The 19322-nt window shown below is 52.9% G+C and carries 17 protein-coding genes; 9 read left to right on the top strand and 8 right to left on the bottom strand.

Annotated elements, in window-relative coordinates; translation table 11 throughout:
- The first annotated feature begins 12 nt into the window (after window positions 1-12).
- The 9 genes from dinG to AC0YNW_RS14025 all read left to right on the top strand — a co-directional run bounded on the left by dinG (window position 13) and on the right by AC0YNW_RS14025 (window position 10501).
- Window positions 13-2877 (top strand): ATP-dependent DNA helicase DinG, encoded by a 2865-nt coding sequence (gene dinG, locus AC0YNW_RS14065; RefSeq protein ID WP_475832519.1) that lies wholly within the window; start codon window positions 13-15, stop codon window positions 2875-2877.
- Window positions 2878-2927: 50 nt separating this feature from the next.
- Window positions 2928-3584, top strand: coding sequence for a redox-sensing transcriptional repressor Rex (locus tag AC0YNW_RS14060; protein ID WP_475832518.1), 657 nt, complete (start codon window positions 2928-2930; stop codon window positions 3582-3584).
- Window positions 3565-4866 carry an amidohydrolase gene (locus tag AC0YNW_RS14055; RefSeq protein WP_475832517.1) on the top strand — a complete coding sequence of 434 codons (1302 nt, stop codon included), beginning with the start codon at window positions 3565-3567 and terminating at the stop codon, window positions 4864-4866. The genes AC0YNW_RS14060 and AC0YNW_RS14055 overlap by 20 nt, the downstream gene beginning before the upstream one ends.
- A gap of 32 nt (window positions 4867-4898) precedes the next feature.
- A complete protein-coding gene (locus AC0YNW_RS14050) occupies window positions 4899-5405 on the top strand; it encodes a hypothetical protein (protein ID WP_475832516.1) in 507 nt (168 codons plus the stop codon).
- 122 nt (window positions 5406-5527) lie between these two features.
- Complete coding sequence (locus AC0YNW_RS14045) at window positions 5528-6067, top strand: hypothetical protein (RefSeq protein WP_387473609.1); 540 nt, start codon at window positions 5528-5530, stop codon at window positions 6065-6067.
- Window positions 6060-7553 (top strand): AAA family ATPase, encoded by a 1494-nt coding sequence (locus AC0YNW_RS14040; RefSeq protein ID WP_475832515.1) that lies wholly within the window; start codon window positions 6060-6062, stop codon window positions 7551-7553. The genes AC0YNW_RS14045 and AC0YNW_RS14040 overlap by 8 nt, the downstream gene beginning before the upstream one ends.
- A gap of 116 nt (window positions 7554-7669) precedes the next feature.
- Window positions 7670-8539, top strand: a complete 870-nt coding sequence (locus AC0YNW_RS14035) for a 3-hydroxyacyl-CoA dehydrogenase family protein (RefSeq protein WP_387473604.1) — start codon at window positions 7670-7672, stop codon at window positions 8537-8539.
- Entirely contained in the window at window positions 8539-9765 is a 1227-nt protein-coding gene (locus AC0YNW_RS14030) for an acetate kinase (protein WP_387473601.1), read from the top strand. The genes AC0YNW_RS14035 and AC0YNW_RS14030 overlap by 1 nt, the downstream gene beginning before the upstream one ends.
- Before the next feature lie 52 nt (window positions 9766-9817).
- Window positions 9818-10501 carry a DnaD domain protein gene (locus AC0YNW_RS14025; protein ID WP_387473598.1) on the top strand — a complete coding sequence of 228 codons (684 nt, stop codon included), beginning with the start codon at window positions 9818-9820 and terminating at the stop codon, window positions 10499-10501.
- Between the two features lie 113 nt (window positions 10502-10614).
- Here the strand turns inward: AC0YNW_RS14025 and AC0YNW_RS14020 are convergent, their stop codons facing one another.
- The 8 genes from AC0YNW_RS14020 to AC0YNW_RS13985 all read right to left on the bottom strand — a co-directional run bounded on the left by AC0YNW_RS14020 (window position 10615) and on the right by AC0YNW_RS13985 (window position 19243).
- The gene (locus AC0YNW_RS14020; protein WP_475832514.1) at window positions 10615-11658 is read right to left on the bottom strand and encodes a MerR family transcriptional regulator; all 1044 of its coding nucleotides are present in this window, start codon (window positions 11656-11658) and stop codon (window positions 10615-10617) included.
- 158 nt (window positions 11659-11816) lie between these two features.
- On the bottom strand, window positions 11817-12467 hold the full coding sequence (mtnB, locus tag AC0YNW_RS14015) for a methylthioribulose 1-phosphate dehydratase (protein WP_475832513.1): 651 nt from the start codon (window positions 12465-12467) through the stop codon (window positions 11817-11819).
- On the bottom strand, window positions 12464-13147 hold the full coding sequence (locus AC0YNW_RS14010) for a 2-hydroxy-3-keto-5-methylthiopentenyl-1-phosphate phosphatase (RefSeq protein ID WP_475832512.1): 684 nt from the start codon (window positions 13145-13147) through the stop codon (window positions 12464-12466). The genes mtnB and AC0YNW_RS14010 overlap by 4 nt, the downstream gene beginning before the upstream one ends.
- Entirely contained in the window at window positions 13144-14376 is a 1233-nt protein-coding gene (locus AC0YNW_RS14005) for a 2,3-diketo-5-methylthiopentyl-1-phosphate enolase (protein ID WP_475832511.1), read from the bottom strand. Before AC0YNW_RS14005 ends, AC0YNW_RS14010 begins: the two co-directional genes overlap by 4 nt.
- On the bottom strand, window positions 14373-15242 hold the full coding sequence (gene proC / locus AC0YNW_RS14000) for a pyrroline-5-carboxylate reductase (RefSeq protein WP_475832510.1): 870 nt from the start codon (window positions 15240-15242) through the stop codon (window positions 14373-14375). The genes AC0YNW_RS14005 and proC overlap by 4 nt, the downstream gene beginning before the upstream one ends.
- A gap of 55 nt (window positions 15243-15297) precedes the next feature.
- Window positions 15298-16548, bottom strand: a complete 1251-nt coding sequence (locus AC0YNW_RS13995) for a glutamate-5-semialdehyde dehydrogenase (protein ID WP_475832509.1) — start codon at window positions 16546-16548, stop codon at window positions 15298-15300.
- A gap of 36 nt (window positions 16549-16584) precedes the next feature.
- A complete protein-coding gene (proB, locus tag AC0YNW_RS13990) occupies window positions 16585-17691 on the bottom strand; it encodes a glutamate 5-kinase (protein WP_475832508.1) in 1107 nt (368 codons plus the stop codon).
- A 355-nt stretch (window positions 17692-18046) separates the two neighbouring features.
- On the bottom strand, window positions 18047-19243 hold the full coding sequence (locus AC0YNW_RS13985) for an aminotransferase class I/II-fold pyridoxal phosphate-dependent enzyme (RefSeq protein WP_475832507.1): 1197 nt from the start codon (window positions 19241-19243) through the stop codon (window positions 18047-18049).
- Between the last annotated feature and the right edge of the window lie 79 nt (window positions 19244-19322).

Raw genomic sequence — 19322 nt, 5'->3', positions numbered from 1 at the left:
ATCGGGGAATCAATGAATTATGCTGTACTGGATTTGGAAACGACCGGACATAGCGCGGAAGATGATATTTTGCAGGTTGGACTTGTTATCGTTTCCGATGAGCTGGACATTGTCAAAACCTATAGCTCGTTTGTTAAGCCGAGAATTCCCATTCCAGCTTTTATTACGGGGTTAACTGGCATTACGGAGGAAATGGTCAAAGATGCTCCAGAGCTGAATGAGGTGCTGCTTGAGCTTATTCCGTTATTGGACGACGCGGTGCTGGTTGCGCATAATGTCGGTTTTGACGCCGGTTTTTTGAATAATGCGCTGGATCGCTGCGGGTATATGCCCTTCACCGGGCGCAGACTGGATACGATCGAGCTGCTTCGCATCTTCTATCCAAGTATTACAACGTATCAGCTCGGCGCGGTCGCCGAGCAGTTCGGCATTGATAATCATCAGCATCATCAAGCCGACAGCGATGCGATGGCAACTGCCCTTATCTTTATGGAGACGGTCGAAAAATTGCGTTCCATGCCGCTGCTTACTGTGCAGCGGCTGTCTGCGTTAATCGACGAAAGCAAGGATCTTCATTGGTTCTTGAAGTGGAATGAAAAGCGGATAGAGCAGGATAGCGTATTCGATATGGGCGATTATGATTTCTATCGTCAGTTCGCGCTTAAAGCCAAGGAATGGAGCGAGGAGAAGCCGCCAAGGGAAGACGAGCCCTCGGGCGAAGGGGTATTGGATGGCCTATCGTTCGAGGATTATTTGTCCGAGGTCAAATCGCGGTTCCAGAACAAATTCGAGCGGTATGAAGAGCGGGAGTCTCAAGTTATCATGTTCCGCGAAGTGTATGAAGCGCTTTCGCAAGATAAGCATTTGCTGATTGAAGCAGGAACAGGTACAGGCAAATCGCTTGGATACTTGATTCCAGCGTTGTACTACAGTTTGCAAAGCAAGAGCAAAATCGTAGTCAGTACCCATACAATCAATTTGCAGGAGCAGCTGCGCCAGCGGGATTTGCCGTTGCTTGGCGAGGTTCTTCCGTTTCCGTTCAAAGCTTCCATATTCAAGGGCAGGGGCAATTATTTGTGCTTGCGGAAATTTGAAGGGAAACTGAACGCTCAAGATATGGTCGCACCCATAGAGGACCCCATAACGGCTGCCCAAATGGTCGTTTGGCTCGGGGAGACCGAGACCGGCGATCAGGAGGAGTTGAATTTCGGCAGCAGGGGCGCCGATTTCTGGTCAACAGTGGCGAGCGATGCCGACTCCTGCCTCAACAGGGCTTGCCCGTGGTTCAAGCGCTGCTATTATCACCGCGCGAAGCATGAATCGAGCCTGGCTGACGTATGCATTACGAACCATTCCATGCTGTTCACAGATGTGCAAGCCGATCATCGTCTTCTTCCTACCTACAACCATCTAATTATTGATGAGGCTCATCATGTTGAGGAAGTCGCCGGCAAGCATTTGGGCATGAATGTGCATTATTTCACGCTTGTTCAAGCTATCGTGCGGCTATACCGGGACAACCGTTCCGGCTTGCTGCCGACGTTGCGTCTGCGGCTTCAGCAAGAGGGTGACGATCATGTCACTGCCTGGACGGAGACCATTGATACGATTATTCCCGTTTTTCAAGAAATCAAGGAGCATTGGGACAAGCTGTTCGAGATGTTCTATGCCTTTGCCTCCACAGCATCGGACAGCGTGAGCGACAACGGCGCATTGGTGAAGCGGCTTAGCTCCGGCCAGCTCCCGGCTGGCTGGGAGGAGGTGCTGGCTGTCGAGAATAACGTACACGTCGAGCTGACTAGAGTGATCAAGACGGCTGAGAAGATGATGAACGATATTAAGGACAGAGCAGACGATTTATCCATACAAGCGTCTTTGACGGATCTGAATGGCGCGTTGCGGGATCTTGCAGGGGTGAAGGATGAACTTCGTCTCATCACAAAGCTGGAGGATGCGCAGTATGTCTACTGGCTGGAGGCGAGCACCGCATACCGTCATCGTTCGTTGCAGCTCTACGCAGCGCCGGTTGATGTCAGCAGTCAATTGCAGAAGTACTTCTTCGATGCAAAAGACAGCATCGTCATGACTTCCGCCACCTTGACGGTACAAAAAAGCTTCCAATACGCTGAAGAGCAGCTTGGCCTTGAGGGCTATGAGAAGCAAGGCAAGCTGAAAACGGTACTGCTCCCTTCTCCGTTCAATTACCGGGAGCAGGCGCTTGTGGTCATTCCGCGTGATTTTCCTGTGCTTAAGGGCGCTTCTGTTGACGACGCCTATCTCGACAAGCTGATTGGCTCGCTCGCCGATACCGCAGTGGAGACCAAAGGCAGGATGCTTGTTTTGTTCACATCCTACAAGATGCTGAAGCAAGTGTATGATCCGCTGAAGCTGAAGCTGGATGAAGCAGGTATCCAACTGCTGGGCCAAGGCATCGACAGCAGCAACCGGACGAAGCTGACCCGCAGGTTCCTGCAGCAGCCCGAATCAGTTTTGCTTGGCACCAGCAGCTTCTGGGAAGGGGTAGACATTCCCGGGGAAGGACTTGTGTGCCTGGCCATTGTCCGCCTGCCGTTCCAGCCGCCCAACCATCCGCTGGTGGAGGCCAAGTCCGAGCTGCTTCAGCGGCAGAAGCAGAATCCGTTCATGAAGCTGTCCATTCCGCAGGCGGTAATCCGCTTCAAGCAAGGCTTCGGGCGGTTAGTCCGCACAGCTCATGACAAAGGTATTGTCATCATTTATGATACGAGAGTCATTGACACCTACTATGGCAAGCACTTCCTGTATTCATTGCCGGGCCCCAAGATCGAGACGATGCATACGAACCAGATGGTTCCCCGCATGCAGCAATGGCTGGCCCATTCGGCAACAGGAGATTAAAAAACAGACGCTTAGCTTTTACAACCCCCGTTAAGAAGGAGTTGGTTCCCATGAAGTCCGCAAAAATATCGGAGGCGGTCGTTAGACGCCTTCCGATTTATCTGCAAGTGCTCAATGAGCTGCATCTCCGGGAGATCCAAACGGTCTCCTCGCAGGAGCTGGGGGTCAAGCTTGACTTGAACCCGGCTCAAATTCGGAAGGATCTGGCTTATTTTGGAGAATTCGGACGCAAAGGCATCGGGTATGACGTCATGTATCTCATTGAGAAGATCAGACAGATCTTGAAGCTGAATCAAACGATTAAAGTCGCATTGGTCGGAGCGGGCAATCTGGGGCATGCCTTATGCAATTACAACAAGTATTCCAAGGATAATATGCAGATTACAGCCGTATTTGATGTGCATCCCGAAAAGATCGGCTCCAATATTAACAATTTGGTCGTAGAACCGATGATCGAGCTGGAGCGGGTCGTTGCCGAACAAAAGATACGAATTGGCATTATTACCGTGCCCGCGCATGAAGCGCAGAATGTCGCCAATCAATTTATTGCCGCAGGTGTAGAGGGAATCTTGAACTTTGCTCCTGCCATTCTTCGGGTGCCGGATGATGTGCGTATTCATAATGCCGATTTCACAAGGGAATTGTTAAGTCTGGCTTATTATTTGAATCATGAAGGAGACGTAAGCGATGACACAGCTTTGGATTAAAGATGGCCTATTCGTTACGATGGATGATGCTGCAAAAACAGTAAAGGGACATATGGTTGTGACAGACGGTGTAATTACATACGTTGGCGCTGAACCGCCAGTCGGCCTGTTGCCCGATGCAGAGAAGCTTGACGGCAGCAAGCTGGCGTTCATGCCGGGTCTGGTCAATACACACGGCCACGCGGCTATGACGCTGCTGCGGGGCTATTCCGACGATCAGAAGCTGCAGGTATGGCTGGAGCAGAAGATGTGGCCGATGGAAGCCAAATATGTGGATGCCGACACAAGAGCCGGAAGCGCGCTCGCGATTATAGAGATGCTGCGTACGGGCACAACTGCGTTTGTCGATATGTACGATCGTATGGATCAGGTTGCGACTATGACTGAGCAAGCAGGCATTCGCGGCATATTGACACGCGGTGTTATCGGTCTGTGCTCTGAAGAAGAACAGAAGGCCAAGCTGAATGATGCGATTGCCTTCGCCAAGACATGGCACGGCAAAGCAGACGGCAGAATCTCGACGATGCTGTCGCCGCATGCGCCATACACTTGTCCTCCCGCCTATATTGAGAAATTCGTGGAGGCTGCACATGAGCTGGACTTGCCGCTTCATACCCACATGTCAGAGACGATTGCGGAAGTGGAGCAGAATGTCCGCGATTACGGCGCACGTCCAGTCGAGCATCTGGATCGACTCGGATTTTTCTCGCGTCCGTCGCTCGTAGCGCATGCTGTCCATCTGACCGATGAAGAGATTGCTTTGCTGGCAGAGCGCGGCGTATCCGTCTCGCATAATCCTGTCAGCAACCTGAAGCTGGCTTCCGGCGTTGCACGGCTTCCGGAGCTGATGAGAGCCGGTGTGAAGGTGTCGCTCGGTACGGATAGCGTCGCGAGCAACAACAACCTGGATTTGTTTGAAGAAATTCGTTTCTCCGCTTTGCTTCACAAGGGAGTATCCGGCGATCCGACAGCAATCCCGGCCTGGGAGGCTCTTAAGCTTGGCACTACGTACGGAGCGAATGCCATCTGGCAGGGAGATTCCATCGGTCAGCTGAAAGCCGGCTACAAAGCTGATTTTATTGCAATCGATTTGGATCAGCCGCATTTCTACCCTCTTACGGATATCGTATCGCATCTTGTTTATGCCGGATCGGGCCGAGACGTCAAGCATGTATGGGTGGATGGGCGTCAGGTGGTACAGAACGGCGTCTGCACATTAATGGATGAAGAGAAGATCAAATATGAGGCAGCCGCAAGCTTCGAGCGGTTACTGAACGGCTAATGAGAGCGGTCGAAAAGAAAAGGCCGCCATTTATGACGCCAAAGCGCTGGCTGTTCGCTATCATCGCTTGCCTGATTGCGTTAGGGGTTTGGTTCGGCTTTTATTTCCGTGATGTGCAAATGCCGAAGTGGTCGGAGGAAAGCAGCATGCGAGAAGCCGTGTTCGCGACAGGCGAAATGGCGAATATCGAAAAGCTGTACAAGCATGTCTGGGAAGCGACGACATGGGTTGCTTATGGAACGACGGAAGCAGAATCAGAGCTATTCGTTTTCCTGAATGAAGAAGGAGCTTTGCAGCATCGTGTGATGGCAGATCAAGTTTTGCCGGAAGACCAATTTCGAACAAAATGGCTAAACGACCATGCCGGCGCTTCCATCATTCGTGTGACACCGGGATTATTCCGGGAGCACCCCGTGTGGGAAGTGTATTATAAGGAGCCGGAAGGCAGCAAGGAACGTTTCAAATATCAATTTTACAGCTTCGATCAGCAAGCGACACTGATTGAAACCTATACATTGCCGACAAAAACGGGACCGTAATGGTCCCGTTTCCTGTTTTTACAGAACGCATTATGTATATAATTGTGATATACTAACGTATAGCAAATGTGATAGATCATTTACGACATTTTATATATACTCAGTACTGGAGGGATATAGTTATGAGAAAGCCTCGAATGATGCCGATCGCCATAACCGTCGTGATATCCGCTGCAGCACTTTTTGGCGGCTGGATGTTGTACAAGCAGGTCGCGGTAGCTTCACCATTAACAGATGCCGTTGCCAATGTACCGGGTATCGCCAATGCGGATAAACCGGTCATTGAGCAGGATAAAGTAAGCGTATCAGTCGAGCTGTCCGATGAGGCAAGCTTGAAGGATGTCTACACATCCGTAACGGAGCAAGGCAAAGCATTGGCAGGGAAACGCAAGCTGGATATTGTCATTCAGAACGAAGAAGACGCATCGCTTAATGCGATCTGGCAGGAAGCGATGTTCGATATAGCACAGGCGATGGAGACAAAAACCTATTCCGATATTCCAAAAACGATGGAACGTGTCGCATCTGGACATGACGGTGTTGAGACGGTAACGGATATGGACGGAACCAATGTATATGTAACGATCAAAAACGCAGGAGGCGCCAAATATATCGTCTTGCCAAGAACGCCAAACCAAATGGGGGTGTGGCCTAATGCGTAAGTATGGATTGGAGCTGGCGATTGGATTTGTTCCTGTTCTCATCGTATTTTTGCTTTTTATGGGGGTTAACGTATTGCCGTTTTTGTTTTTGGCGGCGGTCGGTGGAGCCCTGTTTTTTATGGCAAGGGGCCGTGGCAAGCTCACGGCGCTTTCGAATGGCAAGTCTAGAAGTGAAGTAAAGTCGCCTTCCTTTACCTTTGAGCAGATTGGCGGACAAGAACGCGCAAAAGGCGAGTTGATTGAAGCACTCGATTTTCTGGTGAAGAAGGAACAGATTGCCAAGCTGGGCATTCGTCCCTTGAAAGGTATTCTTATGTCCGGTCCTCCGGGTACAGGCAAGACGCTGCTGGCCAAAGCAGCGGCCCAATATACGGATTCGATCTACCTGGCGGCTTCGGGCAGCGAGTTTGTCGAGATGTATGTTGGCGTAGGGGCGGGACGCATCCGCGACCTGTTCAAGGAAGCACGCACGAAAGCGAAAAAGGAAGGCAAAAGCAGCGCTGTTATTTTTATCGATGAGATCGAGGTCATTGGCGGCAAGCGTGATGGCGGACAGCAGCGCGAGTATGACCAGACGTTGAACCAGCTATTGACGGAGATGGATGGTATTCACGCGAACGAATCACCGCGTATCCTGATGATAGCGGCGACGAACCGCAAGGAGATGCTGGACAGCGCCTTGCTGCGTCCGGGCCGCTTCGACCGTCATATTGGCGTAGAGCTGCCGGACAAGAAGGGCAGGCTTCATATTCTGAACATTCATGCAGCGAATAAGCCGCTGGAAGAGAATGTGAACATGGATAGCATTGCGGAGCAGACATACAGCTTCTCCGGCGCGCAGCTGGAAGCGGTGATGAATGAAGCCGCAATCTATGCGATGCGCGAAGACCACGCTACTGTCGAAGAGCGCCATCTTACGATGGCGATCGACAAGGTCATGCTGGGCGAGAAGACTGACCGCGAGACATCGAAGGAAGAGCGCGAGCGCGTAGCGCTTCATGAGCTTGGGCATGCCATTATGGCGGAGCTTGTCCGTCCGGGAAGTGTGTCCCAGGTTGCGCTGTCCCCGCGCGGCGGCGCTCTCGGTTATGTGCGCCATCAGCCGCAGAAGGAGCAATATCTGTACACGACCCCATTCCTGCATGGACAAATTATGATCACGCTAGGCGGAGCGGCTGCGGAAGAAATGTTTTATGGCGAGCGCAGCACAGGCTCGCGCGGTGACTTTGATCAGGCGGTAAGTATTGTCAAGACGCTTGTAGAGTCCGGACTGACGCCGCTTGGCATCATTGACGCCTCCATGATGACGCCCGACAAGTGGGCCGATGTAACCAAAAGCACCCTGGACGAGCTGATGGCGAAAACCAAAAAACTGCTGGAGGAACGCCGTCAAGTGTTCACGGATTCCCTGGAGACGCTGTTGCGGGAAGAGACGCTCGATGGCGAGGCGTTCCGCGCATTATTGTCGAGTTCGACAGCCGCATAAGTTCACAAAATTGTCTACAATATTACAAATTTAAGACGGACTCCCTGTCCGTCTTCTTTTTTAGTCGAATTACGTTATAATAAGGGGGAAACTATCAAGAGGGAGAAATTGCATCAATGATTAAAAAGGTTGGAGTAATCGGCTTAGGCACGATGGGTCAGGGCATCGCGGAGATGTTGGCCGCGAAAGGACTCGACGTTATCGTCATCGAGCGCACCAAAGAACGCCTCGCCTATGGATTACACATGATTGAGATCAGCTTGGATAAGCAAATCGAGAAATGGGCTCTGACAGGAGCGGAGAAGAAGCTTGTCCTATCCAGGATTCAATCGGCATTGTCCTTTGAGGAGCTTGCGGGCTGCGAGCTTGTCATCGAGACGATATCGGAGGATTTGGATGCCAAAAAAGAAGTATTCCAGAAGCTCGACGCCATCTGCGAAGAGAAAGCAATTCTGGCAAGCAACACGTCTACACTCAGCTTGACAGAGCTGGCCAGCGTGACGAAAGTGCCGAACCGCGTGATCGGCCTTCATTTTATATACCCTGTTTTAAAAATCGATCTGGTGGAGATCGTTCTGGGTCTGAAGACATCGGATGACACGTATAACCGCACGAAGCATTTTGTCGAAGAAGTCCTTCAGAAGAAAGGCATCATGGTATTCGAGTCGCCAGGCTTCGTGACATCCCGTCTGATCTGCCTGTTCATCAATGAGGCTCTGCATGTGCTGGAGGAAGGCGTGGCGTCTGCAGAGGACATCGACAATGCCATGCGTGTCGGCTATTCGTTCCAGCATGGACCATTCGAGATGGCGGACCGTTTCGGTCTGGATTCCGTTTTGGCTGCGCTTGAACGCATGTTCCGCGAGTATGGGGAGTTGAAATACCGCCCATCCATCGTGCTTAAGAAGATGGTACGCGCCGGACATCTTGGAGCCAAGACTGGCGTCGGCTTCTTCAACTACGATATGGATGGAGATCGGATCTAATGAAGGTATTGGTTATTAACGCTGGCAGTTCTTCGCTGAAGTACCAGCTTTACGAAATGTTGAATGAAACGGTGCTTGCGAGCGGTCGCGTAGAGCGCATCGGCATGGATTCGTCTATCGTCACCCATGAGCCAACGGGGAAGCCGGAAGTACGGGACGTTAGTGAGATTCTGGACCATGTGACAGCGGTCAAACGAGTCATCGATATGATTACGCACAAGGAACATGGCGTCATCAGCGCAATGTCCGAGATTGACGCGGTCGGCCACCGGATTGTGCATGGAGGAGAGGTGTTCAAGGGCTCCGTGCTTGTTACACAGGAAGTGAAGCTGGAGATTCGCCGCTTGTTCGATCTTGCTCCGCTTCATAACCCTGCACACATGATGGGCATTACGGCAGTAGAGGCGGTTATGCCGGAAGTGCCGCAGGTTGTCGTATTCGATACGGCCTTCCACCAGACCATGCCGCAAACGTCTTATCTGTACCCGATTCCTACCGTTCTGTACCGCAGACATAAGATTCGCAGATATGGCTTCCACGGCACATCGCATGCCTATGTAAGCGACAAGGCGGCCCGTTTCTTGAACAAACCGCTTGAATCGCTGAAAATGGTATCCTGCCATATCGGCAACGGTGCAAGCTGTACGGCAATACTGGACGGAAAGTCGTTCGATACGAGTATGGGCATGACGCCGCTTGAAGGCTTGATGATGGGAACGCGCAGCGGCGACATCGACCCTGCGATCGTGCCGTTTGTCATGAATAAGGAAGAGCTGACGCTGAACGAAGCGAACTCCATGCTGAACAAGCATAGCGGTATGCTTGCTATATCGGGCATCAGCAGCGATATGCGCGAAGTGACGGAAGCGATGCATGAGGGCGACAAAAACGCGAAGCTGGCCTTTGATATGTATACGTACAGGCTTCGCAAGTATATCGGCGCTTACGCGGCGGCGATGAACGGCATTGACGTGCTTGTCTTCACGGCGGGAGTAGGGGAGAATGCCCCGGATGTTCGGGAGGCGGTGTGCGAAGGCATAACGTTCCTTGGCATTGAGCTCGACAAGGAGAAAAACCGCGTTCGCAGCAAGGAAGCGAGAGAAATCTCGACACCAAACTCGCGAGTGAAGGTGCTTGTCGTGCCAACAAACGAGGAGCTGCTTATCGCACGCGATACGAACGCGATAGTGAAAGGGCTAAATAACAGCAATCATACGGTACAATAAGATTAAGATAGTATGATTATCATCAACGACTACTAGAGAGGAGAGGCTGGGCTTGAACGACGAACTATGGAAAGCCTACACGCACGGCATTGCTGCTGCAATTGGCGAAGGGGGAGTCCATATCCCTAGCCTCCTCCTTCAAAGTTACAGCCGAATTGGGTTGTCCGATTCTGAAGCCATGCTGCTGATGCAGATTATGCTGTATGGACAAGCAGAGCGGAATGATTTCCCCACACCGGAAGAGCTGGCGGATCGAATGGGCGTTCATGTCCGGGAGATCGGCGCTTTGCTTGGCCGCTTGATGAAGGATGGTTTTTTATCTATTGACGATTATATCGACGATGTTACGGGCCTCCGCAGCGAGCGCTACAACTGGAGCGGATGGCTGATGAAGGCGTCCGAATGGCGGGCAACGTCGAAGCGCCAATCAAAGAAGACGGACAAGCAGCCGATCGTGCTGGAGAAGAGCGCGCCCGCATCCAATCTATTTTCGGTGTTTGAGCAGGAATTCGGCAGATTGTTGTCTCCCATGGAATGCGAGACGATCGTCAGCTGGCTGGACCAGGACCGCTATTCCGAAGAAATTGTTTTGTTTGCCCTGAAGGAAGCTGTATTTGCAGGCAAGCTTAGCCTAAGATACATAGACCGTATTCTGATTGAATGGAGCCGCAATCGGGTTACGAATGCGGATGAGGCGAGAGCCCATGCGGGCAAGTTCCACGGCGGCAGAGCCTGATTACGTAAAGCAGCCTCGCATTAAATCTTTAATCTCAATAAACCATGCCTGTCGGCATGGTTTATTTTTGTATAAGGGGAGAAAGCTCCGTTTTTAAATACGAGATGAAGCCGTTATGGCTTTACCGCATACAGAATGGTGATCTCTTCATCGAGTTCTTCTGTTACGACGGAATAGAATCGCTGCTCCAGCCACTGAACAAGCTCTGGCAGCCGTGACGGCAGCAGTCCGGCAAGATGTACGGTTTCCGTATCATAACTATGGGCCTGCTGACTGGTGGAGGCTTGCTCGTCACCCATTTCATGCGTCATCAAGCCTGTAATGACCATTCTGCCCCCTGGCTTCAAGGTTCGATCCATCTCTCCTAACGCAAGCAGCTGACCGGAGGCGACCAAATGCTGAAGGGCGAAGCTGCAGGTAACAAAGTCGAAGGTTTGCGTTAGCGGGAGCGACAGCAAGTTGCCTTGTCTCGTATCTACTTGCGGCAGCCGTTCTCTTAGCAGGCTGATCATCTCGCGGGATTGCTCGACGACCGTCATATGCGCTCCAGCCGTGCATAGCAGCGAGGTCAGATTGCCGCTGCCTGCGCCGGTTTCCAGACCGGATTCATGCGGGGCCGGATCGATCCATTCCAGCGTCCTGCGAATAGCTTGTTCATATTGCTGCGGCTGAAGGATGCCCGACAGCGCAATAAGGGGAGCCTCATAGCCGTATTGCTGAGCGAGACGGTCATAATTCCACTCATCGCTCCAGGATGTTCGCAGCATTCGGTTATGGCGGATACGCGCGGCTGCCCGTTCTGCATCTTCCAATACGGGCATGCCTTCACGCTGCCAGCCGGATATCGTCTCATCGAACGCACGCAGCGCATCAAGCGCGGCGGTCAGCTCTTCATGAAGCCGGGCTCTGGCTTGATCCACCTTCCGAATAAGCGGGTCCGACTCCCCGATTAACGGAATCGTCTCGGCAATCTGGGCCACAGACAGGCCCAGCTCCCGCAAGGAAATAATCCAGCGCAGCCGTGTAATATCCTCTTTCGAATAGCTGCGGTAGCCGTTTTCATAGGTCTTTTGGGGCGTGACCAGCCCTTTTTCCTCATAAAATCGAAGCGTTCTTGGTGTAACGCCTACGATGCGCGCTGCTTCATGAACCATCATTGCGGGATGTGCCTCCTATACCCGAACCTAATAACTCCTATTATGAAGGTTGACGTAACGTTAAAGTCAAGCGATGTTTTTTGAGAGCAAGTCAGCAAAAAAAGCCGCTTGCAGATTGACCTGCGGGCGGCTTTCTGTATGGTGAACACATATACCCGTTATACGCCGCGCTTCAGCAGCTCCAGACGATAGACGTATTCAAAAATGAACTCGAATGCTTCCAGATGGCGCTTGGCTTCGAAGGCATTGGCTCCCCAGGCATAAATGCCGTGCTTCCGAAGCAGGATGCCCGGAATTTCGCGATCGATCCGCTCTGTAATCTCCGGAACGATGGAGGGGATATGGGCGAAGTTCGAGACAATCGGAATATCGATATGCTTTTCTTCCTCCCATAGATTAAAGCCCTTAATCAGCTCCACACCGTCTACCGGCACGGACTTCCGGTCCCAGAAGTGTTCGGAGATGACGTTATTGAACACGGAGTGGATATGGAAGATGGCTCCTGCTCCAGTCAGACGATAGATCTCGCAATGAATTAGCGTCTCGGCAGAAGGCTTAAGCGATGTCGCTTCGCAGGCTTTGCCATTCTGGTCGACGAAGAGGTAGTCCTCCGGCGTGTGGACCGTCTTGTCCTTGCCGCTCGCGGTGATGGCGAATTGGAACTGCTCCGGCGCATAATCGCCTACACGGACAGACAGATTGCCGCTTGTGCCAGGGAACCAGCCTCTGGATGCGAACAGTTCCTTCACCTCGCGCAGCTCGCCTAGAGCGCGCTGCTTGTCCTCCGTACGGATCTGATTAAAACTCATAATGATGACTTCCTTTCTTCGTTCATGGCAGCGATGATGTCATGAAAGGTATCGAATTCGGTATGTGCCAATCCGAGCTCCTTGCACTTCGTTGTCAGATGGGAGCGGGAGTAGACGGTATCCGCAAGCTTAGCTCCCTCGAAGTCGGTTACGCTGTCACCGATAATGATCCGCTCATAGTCATCAGTCGGAAATTGGCGCATAATAGTCGTTTTGCACATACCGCATTTATTGGTGCAATGCCCGTCGCAAGGATGCGGCCACAGAATCTCGATGCCCTCGCCCGAGAAATCGCTGCCATTGCAATAGATATGATCCAGCGGAATATCGAATTGCGACAGCACAGGATAAACGAAAAAGTCGATCCCGCCGCTCGTCACATAAAAATCAATGTTCTGCTCCTTGCAATAGGCGATGAATTCAGCAAAGTCATCTCTTATACGCACATTGTTAATGCCGAAGGAGACGACTTCTTCCTTCATGGAAGCAGGCAGGAGGCGGAATAGTGCGCCTACGCCTTCCTTGATCGACAGCTCTGTCGAGATGGTACGTTCGGCAATGCTTTCCCAGCCTTCAGGATTGAAATGCTTAATAATTGCAATGATGTTGTCGTTAATGGTGATGGTGCCGTCGAAATCGCAAAATACGATGCGTTTCTTGGATGTCTCAGATTTCGTCATGCTTCTTTAATCCCCCATGCTTGTATTGCGGCTTGAAGTGCTTCATTGCCGCTTGCCTCAGCAGCTTCGCGCAGCGAAATACCGCTTGTTGCGGCCATGATTGCCTGGCGGAACGCTTGCCCGCCTGCAGCGGTACCCATTGGATGTCCGTGGATGCCTCCACCGGCGTTCACGACAACATCGGTGCCGAAGTCCTTCAGGATGAGCGGCACTAGTCCCGGATGAATGCCCGCGGAAGGGACAGGGAAGCTGGTCTTAAGCCCGTGGAGCGGGCTAAGCAGGGCGTCCTTGACGGCCAGATTCTCTTCCTTCGGCATCACTACGGAGCCGTAAGGAGACGGGAAGAGCACAAGATCCGCTCCGGCGAGCCGCATCAGCTTGCCGAGCAGCAGGGAAGCCCCGATGCCGTAATGCGGCGAAGGATAGAACGCTCCAGCGAGAGCGGGATGCGCTGCTATCGGAACATTAATTTTGGGATCTTTGCTAAGCTCATGCAAGACGTCGTAGCCGTAGGACAAGACGTTGAACAGCAGCGCATTCGCGCCAGCCGCAACAGCCTTGCGGGCATTCGCTGCCAGCTGAGAGGTAGGTCCGGTCAGATTGACCGCGTAAAGCAGCTTCTGTCCCGTCTCATCCTGAGCCTTGCGGGCGGCTTCCATACATGCCTCAACCCGTTTATCCAGAGGCGTTAGCGGGTTCTCGAACAGGATTTCATCATCCTTGATCAAGTCTACACCGCCAAGCGCCTGCTTGTAGAACTGCTCCTGAAGATTGGCCAGATCATGTCCGACGACAGATTTGAAAATGCTCATTAGAAGCGGGCGGTCATGGACGCCCAGCAAATCGCGTACGCCGCCGAGGCCGAAGCGCGGCCCAGGGAAAGCCGAGGCAAAATCTTGGGATACATCCAGATCGATCAGCTTAATACGGCCATCCATCGACAGCTTGCCGAATACGGTAACGAGCAGGGCAGGGATATCGCGGCTGAAGTTAATGTCGGGATATGCGATGCGAATATCCGCATAGCGCTCGCCGGCCGCACCATTCACTGGCTCATGTACGTCAACGGACAGCACCTTGCCCAGATGCTTCTCCATCTCCGCCTTTTTGGCTTCTGGCAGCTCCGTCCAGCTGCCTACGGTCAATCCTACGGCAATGGATAATGCTTTTTTATCAAAATCGGCTTTATCGTCATAGGAACGATAAGTCGCAATACATACTTGACTCATTCCGCAATACTCCTTCCAATTACAGCTCCGATCTCGGCAGCGCGCTCGGAGGAGCGCTTCATGCCTTTCACAATCGCTTCCGGCAGTCCGGCTTCTGTCATCGTCTCAATCGCGGCTTGCGTCGTGCCGTTCGGAGATGTGACTTTGCGCCGCAAGTCCTCCGGACTTTCTCCGGTTTGCTTCACCATCTGAGCCGCGCCGAGCACGGTCTGAACGACCAGATCCTTCGCCATATCCGGCTCAAGGCCAAGCTCTTTTGCCGCCTTCAGCATCGCTTCCATCACAAAGTAGACATAAGCGGGACCGCTGCCGGACACGCCTGTGACAGAGTCTTGGAGCGACTCTTCGACGACTGCGTTAATGCCGATCGATTGGAACATCGCTTCGCTAATCAGACGCTGCTGAGGAGTCACCTTCGATGAATAGCTGATGCCGGTTGCGCCAAGTCCGATAGTGCTCGATGTATTCGGCATCGTGCGTACAATCGGCTGATCTGCGCCGAGCAGCTTCTCCATGGAAGCAATGGAGAGACCTGCAATGACAGACACAACCAGTTGCTTGGAGTGAAGAAGGGGAGCGATAGCCGAGATCGCTTCCGCCGCATCCTTCGGCTTCATAGCTAGAAATATAATATCCGCTTCCTGCAAATACGTATCGTTGGACGAGCCTTGCAGGACAGTTTGAACGCCGTAGCGCTCATGAAGCTCCGCTAGCCGCTCCTCATTGCTGCGGTTCAGCATCGAGATTTTGGCTGGATCGACGAGCTTCTCGTGAATCAAGCCGCGGGCAATCGCTTCTGCCATAGAACCCGCGCCATAGAAGCAGATCCGCATCGTTGCGATGCCGGTCTCCGTAAGTATAGTCATGGTTGGTCTCCTCCTCTTTAAATTTTTGTTAGAAAACTAGCTTTCCTAACGGGGTTTAACCTCTAATTTGGCCGTTACCCGTAATTCGATATTTCGTTGAAGTCAGGGCTGGAAGCCCCATTGGACCGCGCGCATGCAGCTTCTGCGTGCTGATTCCGATCTCTGCGCCGAAGCCGAACTCGAAACCATCGGTAAAGCGGGTGGATACATTATGGTAGACAGCCGCCGCATCTACTTCCTGGAGGAAACGGTCGGCATGCTCGCCAGTCTCCGTCACGATGCATTCGGAATGCTTCGTTCCGTGGCGGCGGATATGGCCGAGCGCATCATCAAGCCCGTCTACTACTTTAACATTTATAATATAATCGTTGTACTCCGTGCTGAAATCTTCATCGGTTGCCATCCGGATATCACCCAGTATAGCCTTGGAGCGGTCACAGCCTCTCAGCTCTACATTTCCTTTGAGCATCGGCTCGACTAGGGCTGTCAAATGCGCCTCTGCGATATCTTGATGCACAAGCAGCGTCTCGATGGAGTTGCACACGGAAGGGCGTTGTACTTTTGCATTAAAAGCAATGTCAGCAGCCATGGCAATATTGGCCGTATCGTCTACAAACACATGGCAGATGCCTGCGCCCGTTTCAATAACCGGTACCGTGGCGTTCTCCACTACATTGCGGATGAGTGCGGCGCCGCCGCGTGGGATGACGACGTCGAGCAAGCCATTCAGCTTCAGCATTTCGTTGACGGAAGCGCGGTTGCTGTCTTCAATTAATTGAATCGCATCAACCGGCAGGGCGGTCGATTTCATCGCATCCTTCAATATCTCAATGATTTTACGATTGGAGGACAGGGCAGCGGAGCCTCCGCGCAATACGACGCAGTTGCCGGTTTTGAGGCACAAGCCTGCGGCATCTACCGTTACGTTCGGACGCGCTTCGTAGATCATGCCGATAACGCCAAGCGGAACGCGGCGTTTCTCCACCTTCATGCCGTTCGGGCGCTGGAACGATTCCAGCAGCTCGCCGACCGGATCCGGCAGATCCACGATCTGACGCAGCCCTTCGGATATTCCTGCGATGCGCTCGCTGTTCAAGGCCAGACGGTCGAGCAGGGAGGTGCTCGTGCCGTTGTCCCGGCCGCGCTGCAAATCCTCGGCATTCGCTGCGATAATTTCCACTTCTCTTGCGATCAAGGCGTCCGCCATCGCGGACAATGCGGCGTTTTTCTGCTCAGTCGTCAGCTTGTTCATCGCTGCTGCCGCTTCTTGCGCCAGTGTTGCTTTTGTTCTCACTTCACTTATCATTCCAGTTCCCCTCCTGGTTCATTTATCGTTCGGTATTTATATAAGCGTGATCCATTCATCCCGGTGGATGACTTCAATGCGGGTAACGTCGACCCTGCGGGAGACCTCTTCCGAGCCAAGCCCGGCGGCAGCCTGCAGCTGCCATGCGGCGTAATTGACGACGCCTCGGCCCAGCACTTCGTTCTGGCGATTCACGACCTCAACCACATCCCCGGGATGGAAGTCACCGTCGCTAGCCGTTACGCCAGCGGGGAGGAGGCTCTTGCCTCCAATGAGAAGAGCGGCTACCGCGCCGTCATCGACTGTTATTCGTCCCTGAGGCATGGAGTGGAATCCAAGCCATTGCTTCTTCATCGGCAGACTATGAAGCTTCGTATCGAAATACGTGCCTCTGCCGGTGCCTTCCACAGCCCTGGTCAGATCGCCTTCCAATTGAACCTTCCCGATAAAGGCGCCTACACCGCCGCGCATGGCAACCCTTGCCGCTTCAATCTTGGAGCGCATGCCGCCCGTTCCGACGGAAGAGCCGGCGCCGCCTGCGAGCTTCAATATATCCTCCGATATTTGCTCCACGCGTTCTATCTTGGTTGCTTGCGGGTTTTTGCGCGGGTCCTCGGTGTAGAGGCCGTCCATATCGGTAATAATGACAAGCTTGGCGGCTTTGGTCATCGCTGCGACAAGCGCGGACAAATTGTCGTTATCGCCGAATTTGAGCACCAGCTCATCGGTTGCCACGGTATCATTTTCATTAATAATAGGAATAATGCCTTGCTTCAGCAACTCTTCAATCGTCATTAGCGCATTCTGAATGCGGCGGCGATTGGAGAAGTCTGCCCGTGTCAGCAAAATTTGCGCTGCGACGATGCCGTAACGGGAGAGGGCCTCCTGATAGGCTTGCATCAGCAGAGCCTGCCCGACTGCAGCGGCCGCTTGTTTCTCGTGTACAATTTTTGGTCTGGACGTGTAACCGATTTGGCGGAAACCCGCAGCAACCGCGCCCGAGGTTACCAGCATGACTGCATCTCCCTGGCGATAACGCGAGGCGAGCTCTGACGCGAAGAAGGCTATGCTTTCCCGGTTCAATCCGCCTTCCTCTGATGTAAGCGAGCTGCTGCCGATTTTCACGACGATTCTCTCCGACATGTTCATCCCATCCTATACTGTTTTGTGACAGCAAAAAAGACTTTCGTCCTCTAAAGGACGAAAGTCTTCACTTCCGCGGTACCACCTTCGTTGACGATGCTGCTGCCGCAAGGCATAACCATCGTCCATCTTGAAGCCTCGTAACAGGAGGCGCTGTCCGGCTTATCGCCGGCCGTTCGGAGGTAGGTTTCGGCAGTGGGCCTAAGGTAAATTCTTGCAGCCGGTGGAATTTACTCTCTGGGCAAGGCCTTGGTCTGCTTACTGGTCCCGTCATCACGTTTCTGGTTTCAACTAAATTAAGGATAACATGATCTTATGCCTCTGTAAAGAAAGGCATCCCACCATAATCGCATCGTTACGGGGTGAAAAGTCCAAGCTTCCCAATCCGCTCGACAGCTTCGACCAGGCGCTCTTCGCTGGACAATAAGCCCAGGCGCACATAGCCTTCGCCATGCGATCCGAACCCGACGCCCGGAGCAACGACGACATCGGCTTCCAGCAGCAGCTTATCCGCGAACGTCTCTGATGTATAGCCTATCGGCACTGGCAGCCAGCAGAAGAAAGAGCCTCCTGGCTTTGCCGCTTTCCAGCCGATGCGATCCAGCGCTTCGAACAAGGCGTTTCTTCTGCTCTCGTACATGGCCGTCAGCGACGTCACGCAATCCTGAGGACCTGTAAGCGCAAGTGCAGCCGCTTCCTGGATACCGCCGAACAGACTGCAGTAGTAATGGTCCTGAATCAGATTGATCATGGATACGACATCGGTGTTGCCAAGCGCGAAGCCTACGCGCCAGCCGGCCATGTTGTAAGTCTTCGACAGCGTATAGAATTCTACGCCGACTTCCTTCGCGCCAGGCGTCTGCAAGAAGCTGATCGGCTTGCCGCCGTCAAAGCCGATTGCTCCGTACGCGAAGTCGCTCGCAACGACCACATCATGGGCTTCCGCATACTTCACTACATCAGCGTAAAATTCCGGCGTGGCAACAGCGCCCGTCGGATTGTTGGGATAGTTCATGAACATGAGCCGAGCGCGCTCGGCTTTGTCTGGTGCAATCGCGCTGAGATCGGGCAAGTACCCGTTCTCCTCAAGCAGGGGCATAAAGGACATTTCCGCTCCTGCCAGCGCAACGCCCGACCAATAGTCGGGGTAACCGGGATCGGGAACGAGACAGACATCTCCCGGATTGAGCAGGCATTGGCTAATTTCCACAAGCCCTGTTTTGCCTCCGAACAAAATGGCCACTTCCGTATCGGGATCAAGCTCTACGCCGTAATCCTCCTTGTAGCGCTTCGCGACCGCTTGCTTGAGGAAAGGAAATCCGCTGAACGGCGGGTATTTATGATACAGCGGATTGGTTGCGGCTTCTTGCAGCTTGGCTACAATATGCGGGGGAGTGGGCTGATCGGGATTGCCTTGCCCCAAATTAATGACATCTTTGCCCTTGGCGATCTGCGCATTCGCCTTGCCTACCAGCTTGGCGAAAAACTGCGTCGGCAGACCCTCCATGCGAGCAGCGGGCCGAATCCGCCGTTTTTCTACTCCTGCTTCCATTTCATCACACTCCGAAATTGCTTGCTAAAGCGATTTGTCAGTCGTTGCCGAGAAGACATTAGCAATAATGTAGCATGAA

The sequence above is a fragment of the Paenibacillus sp. J31R120 genome, assembly GCF_056269225.1.
This window is presented reverse-complemented; position numbering and strand designations above follow the sequence as displayed.